We start from the raw sequence: 9,977 nt of genomic DNA, 5'->3' as shown, positions 1-9,977 counted from the left end.
CCCGCCGTCATGAAGGCCACCACATCACAGGTGGGTGCCATACCGGAAATACTCTGGCTGATCAGCCCCCAGAGACTGACCACGTCTTCTTGCAGGGTTTCGGGAGCGGCGGATACTTTTTCCATGACTGACAACCTTTCTATTCGCAACTTTGTTGCATTATTGCCAAGCACAATCATTACTGTCAACTACTTGGTTTTGGTACACCCAAAAACCATCAAAATCAAACCCGCGAATAATACTTGTAATATTGACAAATGTACCGTGCTCATCAACACTGCTTACAAAATGTGAAGGCATTTCTCATTTGCCGAGCTGTTCATCACGGAGAACTGTTGTGTCTGATATTCTTCCCAACATCACCGAGAGCCTGCTGCAGCAACCCGATACAAAACGTCTGACTGGCACTGCGGACAATCATCACCCACCGCGTATATTGCTGCTCTATGGCTCCAATCGGGAAAAATCCTACAGTCGCCTGCTAACCCTAGAAGCAGAGCGACTATTACGCCGTTTTGGCGCGGACACCCGGGCATTTCATCCCAGCGGCTTACCACTGCCCGATGATGCTCCCGCAACCCATCCCAAAGTCATTGAGTTGCGGGAACTGGTAGAATGGTCGGAAGGACAGGTTTGGTGTTCACCCGAACGGCATGGCGCAATGACTGGAGTATTCAAGTCACAAATCGACTGGATCCCGCTGAACTCCGGAGCAGTAAGGCCGAGTCAGGGAAAAACCCTGGCATTGCTGCAGGTTTGCGGAGGCTCACAGTCCTTTAACACCGTTAATCAGATGCGCATTTTGGGGCGCTGGATGCGCATGATCACCATACCGAATCAGTCCTCGGTTCCCAAAGCCTTTCTGGAGTTCGATGAGGCGGGACGCATGAAACCTTCTGCCTACTATGACCGGGTGGTGGATGTGATGGAAGAATTGATGAAATTCACCTTGCTGACGCGAGGACAAAGTGATTATCTGACTGACCGATACTCCGAACGCAAGGAATCTGCTGAGGAGTTATCGCGAAGAGTGAATCAGAAAGAAATATAAATCATGAAAACGCCCTCTGCGTAGCGGGATAAATTCACCCCGCATTTGTTACAGGTCTTCCCGGTTGATGTTAAACTGAATCCATACCCTGACTGATGAGGAACCCGATGAGCGACTCCAAAAGCATCATTGATAGCAAACACGCCCGATTAATGATTTTGGGCTCCGGCCCCGGCGGCTACACGGCTGCCATTTACGCGGCGCGGGCCAACCTTCAACCCTTACTGGTGCAAGGGATGGAGCCTGGTGGTCAATTAATGACCACGACCGATGTAGATAATTGGCCGGGTGCTGCAGAGGGCATCATGGGTCCGGAACTGATGCAGGAACTGGAAAAACAGGCACGGCGCTTTGATACAGAAATGGTGTTTGATCACATTCATAAGGCCGACCTGAGCCAGCGACCATTCCAACTCAGTGGGGACCAACACAATTATACCTGTGATGCCCTGATTCTGGCGACGGGGGCCTCTGCCAAATATCTGGGTCTGCCCAGCGAGGAAAAATTTCGCGGCAAAGGCGTTTCGGCTTGCGCCACCTGCGACGGATTTTTCTATCGCAATCAGGATGTCGCCGTCATCGGTGGTGGAAATACAGCCGTCGAAGAAGCGCTTTATCTGAGCAATATTGCCAAGCATGTCACGGTAGTCCATCGTCGCAATAAGTTTCGTGCCGAAAAAATCCTGCAGGACAAGCTGATGGCCAAGGAAAACGTGACCATCATCTGGGATCATGCCGTAGATGAAGTGCTAGGCGACCAGTCGGGCGTCACCGGACTGCGGATCAAGCATGCAGAAAACGGCAATACCCAGGATTTAGCATTGATGGGGGTATTTATTGCTATTGGCCATAAACCCAACACCGATATTTTCAAGGGACAGTTGGAAATGGATGCGGGCGGATATCTGATTACCCGTGGCGGGCGTGACGGGATGGCTACAGCAACCAGCATTGAAGGCGTTTTTGCCGCAGGTGATGTTCAGGACTATGTGTACCGGCAAGCGGTCACCAGTGCCGGAACGGGCTGCATGGCGGCTCTGGATGCAGAACGCTGGCTGGAGCAACAGGAGGATTGAAGCATGAGACGGCGGCGACCACCCAAGGCAACACCGATATCGCTCGCCGTCCATCCTGCTGAAAAGGCTTGCTTTGAAGAAGCCATGGCGGATGTAAAACGCTTTCCAGCACCCCCCATCCCCGCGCGACCCAGCCCCCCGGCACCGTTGGCCTTGCAACGGCAAAAAGACGAACTGGCCGTACGGACGGCGCTCAGTCGCACATTAAACAGCGACGAAATCCTGGAAGCAGGAGATGAATGGCTCTATTTGCAGCAGGGGCAGTCTCCTGCTCTCCTCAGAGATTTACGCAAAGGGCGTTTCCGGATCCAGTCCAGACTGGATTTACATGGTTGTACGGTTGAAGAAGCCCGACTCGAACTGGCGGCCTTTTTACACGAAGCCCAGCAGTGGCGCTGGAATTGCGTGTGCATTGTGCATGGTAAAGGATTGGGGTCTCCAGGACGCATACCCGTTCTGAAAAGACTGATAGGTGGCTGGCTGATGAAGCATCAGGAAGTGCTGGCTTTCACTCAGGCCCGTCCCGGAGAAGGCGGGGGTGGGGCTTTGCAGGTTTTACTCGGATGGCGCCGCCACCAACATTATCGGACTTGAGCCGTGTAACCTTCGCCTTCAACGGCCTGAACCAAAGTCTCAGCGTCCAGCGAGTCCCCTTCCACAGTAGCGTTGCTGCTGTCGAGATGCACGGCAACTGTCTGCACTCCGGGTACCTCCCGAAGTGCTTTTTCTACAGCAGCCACGCAGTGCATGCAGGTCATCCCCTGAACAGACAATTCAATCTGAGCCATACGCTTGACTCAACGCTGGGCAACACTACGGGGAGTCGGCTGATCCCGACTCACATCCCAGCGCCGGCGAACAGCCATGTCACCTTCCGCCTCGGACAAAGAGGCCAGAATAGGACAATTGTCTACCGAACCATGACCGGGGCAACGTTCTGCTTGAATTGCCAAGGCGGAACGCATTCTCTGCAGATCTGCGATTTTGAAATCAATCTCTGCAATTTTCTGTTCTGTCAGCGCCTTTACATCTCCCATGTCATTTTCGGCGCTGCTGCTGATGTCCAGCAACTCTTTCACCTCTGTCAGGGAAAACCCCAGATTCTGGGCACGGCGGATAAAGCGCAGCCGCAACTCGGCGTGGCTATCATAAAGACGGTAATTGGATTGGGTACGCTGCACCGGCTGAATCAAGCCAATACGCTCATAGTAACGCAATGTTTCTGCAGCCAGCCCAGCTTCACGGGCCAAGCGACCTATTGTCACGGGTGTATCCATCTTGTCTCCCTCCTTATATTGACTGAATTTTTACGCTCCACGCGTATAGTGTCCTCATTCTAAAGCATCTAGTCAACACAAAGGTCAAGCCTATCGGCGCGAACTTGCTCACGGCCCAGTAATGCTTCAATACAACTAGTTGCAAATACGCCCGCAGGCAGCGAAAACTCCAGAATTAGTGTGCTGGAATCCTGCCAGTGGTATTGCAGCGAATCCGGACGCGCGCGCAGGGCGCGGCGGGCAGCGTCCACGCCCTGCGCGGCTAATTGTTGTGGCCAATGACGGAGATTACCCAAAGTCTCTGACGCCTCGGGCAGGGCATCTAGGGCCTGTTTTTCTACGAAGGCAGCCTGATTTTCAGGAGACAGCCCGCCCCGGCCCGGCAGAGGTCCACTGGGGTGCACATCCCACTCTGCAGCACGCTGCTGCAAACTCTCCTGCTCATTGGCCTGGGCCAGAAAAATGCTGTGCGAACCGTTTAATTGCACAATTTCTCCCGCCAAGAGGACATTCCAGTTATTTTGGCGTACCCGCTCTGCCAGCACCTGATTAAAAAGTGCAGAGCGCGCCGCTGACAGCAGCAGGCCACGTTGATGACGATCCATCTTGCGCGCTGTACCGGACAACAGGCGACTAGCCTCCTGCAAATTGCGGTGACCAAAGCGTTGTGCTCCAAAATAATTGGGAAAGCCCGTTTTTTGCAAATGCTGCAAACGTGTCTCCCACAAAGCTGTTTCGCCCTGACAATGACGCAAAACCAGGCGAAAATGATTGCCCTTGAGCACCCCCCTGCGGAGCTTGCGGTCATGGCGAGTCATTTCCAGAAAATGGAGATTTTCACTTTCCAGGCTCAGCCAGTCCGGCGTTGTTCCGGCTTGTACCGGCACGGAAAAGCTCTGTCGGGTAATGGCATGCCGATCTTTCATTCCTGCATACCCCACGTCACGCACGGGGATGCTGGCAAGTTGTGCCAGCCGTTTTGCCACTTCCTGGGTATTCAGTCCGCGCTTTTCAATGAAAAACCAGTAATGCGAACCCGTACCGGAAGGCGTAAAAGGCAACATTTCCGTAACCTGAAAATCATCTTCCGTCGATTTGAGTTCGGCTTCCAGCAGGACATCTACATGCGGATAAATGCGTGGAAATAATTCAGACATGTTGAATCAAGGTCACGGCGTGGGCAGCAATTCCTTCACCCCGACCGGCATAACCCAGCTGCTCGGTCGTCGTCGCCTTGATGTTGACCGCATCCTCAGAAACCTGCAGATCTTCGGCAATGTGCGCGCACATTTGCGGTATATGGCTCGCGAGTTTGGGTCGCTGACAAACAATAGTGGCATCCACATTTCCGACCGAAAAGCCCTTTTCCTGAATCAAAGCATGACAATGCCGAAGCAAAAGACGGGAATCGGCGCCTGCAAAACGTGCATCCGTGTCGGGAAAATGGCGGCCAATATCTCCCAATGCTGCAGCACCCAGCAAGGCGTCACAAATGGCATGCAGCAAGACGTCCGCATCAGAGTGCCCAGCCAAACCCCGCTCGTAGGGAATCTTGACCCCTCCGATTATCAACAAGCGCTCGGGAACCAGAGCATGTACATCAAAACCATGACCAATACGCAGCTGCATTATTTCTCCTCGTCACGAGCCGCCAGAATGGCTGCGGCCAAAGCCAGATCATCTCCCAAGGTAATCTTGATATTATCCCCATGCCCCAGAATCAGGCGCGGACGCCAACCCTGAAGCTCCATTGCCGAAGCTTCATCGGTAATGGGCATTGCGGCACCCTGCGCCGCCTGTAGAGCGGCAAGTAATGCGGCCAGGGGGAAAGCCTGAGGTGTTAAAGCCCGCCATAACCCTTCCCGATCCACCGTACCCAGGGAAAGACCGTCTTTTTCGCGCTTGAGGGTGTCGGCAACCGGAATTCCCAGTAGTGCCCCCTCAGGTGATTCGCTCAGACTATCCAGCAAATTACCCAGGTCTTCAGCGCGCAAACAGGGTCTTGCAGCATCATGTACCAGCACCCAGTCCGTATCGGCAGCACCGGCTTTCCGTAAGGCCTCCAAACCGAGACGCACAGAATCAGCGCGTTGCTTCCCGCCTCTTACAGGGGCCAAAGGTAACGCCGGATTATCACCTATTAATTCTCGCCAAACTCCGGTTTCCAGGTCTTCGCCCGGCAGCACCAACTGCACTCCAGCTATCCGTTTTTCATGCAGAAAAATTTTCAGGGTATGCGCAAGAACAGGCTGCCCGCGCAGCAAAACATATTGTTTAGCCTGGGTTCCACCAAAACGTTGGCCCCGCCCTCCGGCTGGAATAATGATCCAGATCCGCTCCATCAATTTTCCTCAACCTATGGGATTCAGACGCAGTATCCGCAGTCTATCCAGCAAGCGCAAGCGTTTCAGCTTTTGCAGTTTAGGCACAGGCACCTTACACTAGGTTCCCTGAATTTGCTGATATGATATCCCGGATATTTTGGACTTTCCTCTCGCTTTGGGCCCTGTCCCCCGTGCAGGTAATGCACGCAGTTTCAGCCATATTTTCGGAGCTGCCGATTGTTGGCTGGCGGCCGAAATGCTCCGCAAATGGCAAAAACCTCTGTTGGTGCTCCTGCCCAATCCCCGTGATCTGGAAGAATGGCAGCGCGAGTGGTCATTTTTTGCGCCGGATCTGGATGCGCCCCTGATTTTCCCGGATCGGGAAATTCTGCCCTATGATCGTCTGGCACCTCCAGCCGATGCGACCGCCACCCGTCTCGCGACATTGGCGGCCTTACCCAATTGGCGCGGGCTGTGTCTGGTCCCTCTGGCGGCCGCTCTACAACGTCTTCCGCCCAGAAGTTTTCTTGATCAACATGCCTTTGTGCTGGCCGTGGGAGACAACCTCCAGCCCGAGCGCTTTCGGCAACGCCTGATTGATGCGGGCTACCGCAATGTCAGCGAAGTTTCCGAACCTGGAGAACTCGCCTGGCGCGGCGGCATTATTGACTTGTTTCCCAGTGGTAGCCCCCTGCCCTACCGAATTGAGTTATTTGACACCCAGGTAGAAAGCATCCGGGCATTTGATCCGGAAACCCAGCGAACTCTGGAGAAAGTATCCAGGGTGTCCCTGCTGCCTGCGCGCGAAATTCCTGTAGATGCGGCAGCACTGAATGAATTCCGCAGCCAGTTTCGGGCAAAATTCAGTGGTGATCCGCAACGTGCCGAAGTATATCGAGCGGCAAGTCGCGGGCAGGTTCCCCAGGGAGCAGAGCATTACCTGCCTCTGTTTTTCCCGGAAAGCAGCCATCTACTTACCCATTTTCCTGCGGACGGAATCATTTTCATGCCCCCTGGCCTGGAAAGCGCCAGCCAGCAGATTCGCCACGACTGGCAGGAACGCCATGAAGAGCGGGCATACGACACCAGTTATCCAATTTTGCCACCAGACGCACTTATTTTGACGCCTGCCGAATGGGAAACAGCTCTACAGAGTCGTGCTCAGGTGCATGGCGAAGCAGAAGGTCCCGGAGAAAACCTACCCTGCGGACCACTACCAGCCCTGCAGGGAAACAGCGAAACCCCTCTGTCCGCATTGGAAACTTTTCTGCGTCACCTCCCCCAGCAGGGCCGCGCCCTGATTGCTGCAGAATCTCCGGGCCGTCAGGAAGCACTATCTGAGCGCCTGAACAAAGCGGGTTTAAGTGCTACCCGCCTGAAAAACTGGCCGGATTTTCTGCTGTCCACAGAAAAAATTGCCATTACCGTAGCCCCCTTGGAGCGCGGTCTGCTGCTGAAAGAGAAAAATCAGGTCCAGTTTGCACTCATCTCGGAAGCACAGATTTTCGGTGACCGGGTATTTGCGCAAAGACGCAGTGCGCAGGTCCGCCAACGTCATGTGGAAGGCATGGTTCGCGATCTGGGCGAACTGCAGCCCGGCGATGCGGTCACCCACGAAGAATATGGCATTGGACGTTTTCAGGGAATGAGCACGCCTTTTGCGGCCCAAGGCGACGTCAACGAATACGTGGTACTGGAATATGCCCAGGGAGATTTGGTGTATGTCCCGGCAGATCATTTGGATCGCATTGCCCGTTACGTGGGAAACGGGGCCGCCGAGCCCGTTCTATCCCGTCTGGGTAGTCCGCATTGGGATAAGGCTAAAACCAGAGCGCGGGAAAAAGCCATTGATGCAGCCAGTGAGCTGCTGGACATCTACGCCAGACGAGCGGCCCGCCAAGGCCGGGCTTTTGCGGCTCCGGATGAAGCTTATTGGGACTTTGTCTCCCGTTTCCCCTTTGAAGAAACGCCCGATCAACAACAAGCCATTGACGCCGTCATTGCCGACATGATCAGCCCGCATCCCATGGATCGTCTGGTTTGTGGTGATGTGGGGTTCGGCAAAACCGAAGTGGCGTTGCGGGCAGCCTTTCTGGCCGCCCATGGCGGGGCACAGGTCATGGTTCTGGTACCTACCACTTTGCTGGCCCAGCAGCACTATGAAAACTTTCAAAACCGCTTTGCCGGAATACCGCTGCGGATCGAGGTCCTGTCCCGTTTTCAGAAGGGCAAAACCCACAAGGAAATCCTGGCCGCCACCCAAGCCGGAGATGTCCGGATTCTGATCGGAACCCATCGCCTGCTCCAGAAAGATGTGGCTTTTAAGGATCTCGGCCTGTTGATTCTGGACGAGGAGCACCGCTTTGGTGTGCGGCAAAAGGAGCAGATCAAGGCCCTGCGTGCCGAAGTGGATATTCTCACCCTGACGGCCACGCCTATTCCCCGCACCCTGAATTTGTCCCTGGCCGGATTGCGGGATTTATCCATCATCGCCACTCCACCCCAGCGTCGACAACCAGTGCGTACTTTTGTGCAGATCTGGGAAGACGCTGTGGTCGTCGAAGCCTGTCAGCGCGAATTACATCGCGGCGGACAAATTTATTTTCTGCACAATGAAGTGCGCGATATCGAACGCATGGCCAGCAATCTTAGACGCCTGCTTCCCGAGGCCCGGCTCCGGGTCGCCCACGGGCAAATGCCTGAAGGCGAGTTGGAGGCGGTCATGCTGGATTTTTATCATCAACGCTTCGATATTCTGCTCAGCACCACGATCATCGAATCCGGCATCGACAATCCCCACGCCAATACCATACTCATCAATCGCGCTGATAAATTTGGCCTCGCGCAACTCCACCAGCTTCGGGGTCGGGTAGGACGCTCCCATCAACGGGCTTATGCGTATCTGTTTACTCCCGATGTGCGCGCCATGAGTGATGATGCCCGGCGCCGCCTGGATGCCATTCAATCTCTGGAAGATCTGGGGGTCGGTTTTGCCCTGGCCAGTCATGATCTGGAAATTCGTGGAGCCGGTGAACTTCTGGGAGAAGAGCAAAGCGGGCACATGGATGAAGTGGGTTTCACGCTCTTTATGGAATGGCTCAACGACGCGGTTGCCGCCATCCGTGCCGGCAAGGATCCCCGCAGTCTGGCCGAACAACGCGCCAGCGGACCGGAAATTCATCTGAATACGGCGGCACTGATTCCCGACGATTATCTGCCCGACGTGCACTTACGTTTGCAACTATACAAGCGCCTCAGCGATGTCCGCAGTGATTCCGCCATTGGTGAAATCCTGGTGGAAATGATCGACCGATTCGGACCGTTGCCAGACCCGACCAGAACCTTGCTGTGCCAGACCCAGCTGCGCCTCCTGGCCAGTCAAATCGGCATTGATCAGATTGATGCCGGACCTTCCGGAGCACGCCTGCAATTCGCCCAGGAAAATCAGGTATCCCCGGAAAAAATCATTGCGCTTATTCAGCGTCCGCACAGTGTTTATCAACTGGATGGTGGCCAACGCCTCAGAATTCGTCAGGATTTACCCGACGGCGAGGCGCGCTGCCAAAAAATCATTCAACTCATTGAACCATTAAGGAATCATGCATGAGCAGCACGCGCCTTGCCATATTGAGTCCCGCTGGACGTGGCCCCATGACTTTACCCTCCAGCATGGGGCAATTTGTTCATAGTACAGAAAGCCATCAGGAAGTATGGGGATGCTGGCTACAAAGCTGGAGTTTGCCGGTTGCCATCAGCGCAATTGCGCCTTTTCTGGATGAATTATCGCGGCAGGCCTTGCATCAGGAACGGGAAGTTTTCTGGTCCCCCATAACCAGTGTAGACAGCGTCTCCCGTATGGTATTACGCGGCGCGGCACAGCCCGAGGCACTGCGCCGGGCATTGACGACCCTGCATCTTCAGAACAGCATGCCTGGCCGCATACTCCATGCCCAGGGCGATAGTCTGGCCATTGCCATTCACGGCCCTCAAGCTCCAGTTCCTGCAGCCAATCGGGCCCTGACTGACGCTCTGGAAGGTATCCAGCTTGATCTGGCCATAACACCACTCTGGGAGGCTGGTCACTTTAAGCTGTTGTTGACCGATATGGACTCCACCTTAATCAGCATTGAATGTATTGATGAAATGGCGGATCATCTGGGCCTCAAACGGCAGGTTGCCGCCATTACCGAACGCTCCATGGCGGGTGAACTGGACTTTCAAACCTCCCTGCGCGAGCGCGTGCACTTGC

9 protein-coding genes and 1 pseudogene are annotated in these 9,977 nt (G+C 54.7%); 5 read left to right on the top strand and 5 right to left on the bottom strand.

The window, feature by feature from the left end; genetic code table 11:
• Positions 1 to 337 precede the first annotated feature (337 nt).
• The 3 genes from arsH to HJG40_RS09145 all read left to right on the top strand — a co-directional run bounded on the left by arsH (position 338) and on the right by HJG40_RS09145 (position 2,721).
• Complete coding sequence (arsH, locus tag HJG40_RS09155) at positions 338 to 1,051, top strand: arsenical resistance protein ArsH (RefSeq protein WP_215863904.1); 714 nt, start codon at positions 338 to 340, stop codon at positions 1,049 to 1,051.
• Between the two features lie 107 nt (positions 1,052 to 1,158).
• A complete protein-coding gene (trxB, locus tag HJG40_RS09150; protein WP_215863903.1) occupies positions 1,159 to 2,127 on the top strand; it encodes a thioredoxin-disulfide reductase in 969 nt (322 codons plus the stop codon).
• A gap of 3 nt (positions 2,128 to 2,130) precedes the next feature.
• Positions 2,131 to 2,721, top strand: coding sequence for a Smr/MutS family protein (locus HJG40_RS09145; RefSeq protein ID WP_215863902.1), 591 nt, complete (start codon positions 2,131 to 2,133; stop codon positions 2,719 to 2,721).
• Here HJG40_RS09145 and HJG40_RS09140 read toward each other — a convergent pair.
• From HJG40_RS09140 to ispD, 5 genes are all read right to left on the bottom strand, one after another.
• Positions 2,709 to 2,915, bottom strand: coding sequence for a CopZ family metallochaperone (locus HJG40_RS09140; protein ID WP_215863901.1), 207 nt, complete (start codon positions 2,913 to 2,915; stop codon positions 2,709 to 2,711). The two genes, HJG40_RS09145 and HJG40_RS09140, sit on opposite strands and share 13 nt — an antisense overlap.
• Positions 2,916 to 2,924: 9 nt before the next feature.
• Entirely contained in the window at positions 2,925 to 3,404 is a 480-nt protein-coding gene (locus HJG40_RS09135; protein ID WP_215863900.1) for a heavy metal-responsive transcriptional regulator, read from the bottom strand.
• A 68-nt stretch (positions 3,405 to 3,472) separates the two neighbouring features.
• Positions 3,473 to 4,561: a tRNA pseudouridine(13) synthase TruD gene (truD, locus tag HJG40_RS09130; RefSeq protein ID WP_215863899.1), complete on the bottom strand. Its 1,089-nt coding sequence runs from the start codon at positions 4,559 to 4,561 to the stop codon at positions 3,473 to 3,475.
• On the bottom strand, positions 4,554 to 5,033 hold the full coding sequence (gene ispF, locus HJG40_RS09125) for a 2-C-methyl-D-erythritol 2,4-cyclodiphosphate synthase (protein ID WP_215863898.1): 480 nt from the start codon (positions 5,031 to 5,033) through the stop codon (positions 4,554 to 4,556). Before ispF ends, truD begins: the two co-directional genes overlap by 8 nt.
• Positions 5,033 to 5,746, bottom strand: coding sequence for a 2-C-methyl-D-erythritol 4-phosphate cytidylyltransferase (gene ispD, locus HJG40_RS09120; RefSeq protein ID WP_215863897.1), 714 nt, complete (start codon positions 5,744 to 5,746; stop codon positions 5,033 to 5,035). The genes ispF and ispD overlap by 1 nt, the downstream gene beginning before the upstream one ends.
• 139 nt (positions 5,747 to 5,885) lie before the next feature.
• Here ispD and mfd point away from each other — a divergent pair, with 139 nt between their 5' ends.
• A complete protein-coding gene (gene mfd, locus HJG40_RS09115) occupies positions 5,886 to 9,335 on the top strand; it encodes a transcription-repair coupling factor (RefSeq protein ID WP_215863896.1) in 3,450 nt (1,149 codons plus the stop codon).
• Positions 9,332 to 9,977 (top strand): annotated as a pseudogene (locus HJG40_RS09110) (phosphoserine phosphatase SerB); the annotation flags it as partial. The gene mfd and the pseudogene HJG40_RS09110, both read left to right, overlap by 4 nt.

Source organism: Acidithiobacillus concretivorus (genome assembly GCF_018853445.1).
GTDB lineage: Bacteria > Pseudomonadota > Gammaproteobacteria > Acidithiobacillales > Acidithiobacillaceae > Acidithiobacillus > Acidithiobacillus concretivorus.
This window is presented reverse-complemented; position numbering and strand designations above follow the sequence as displayed.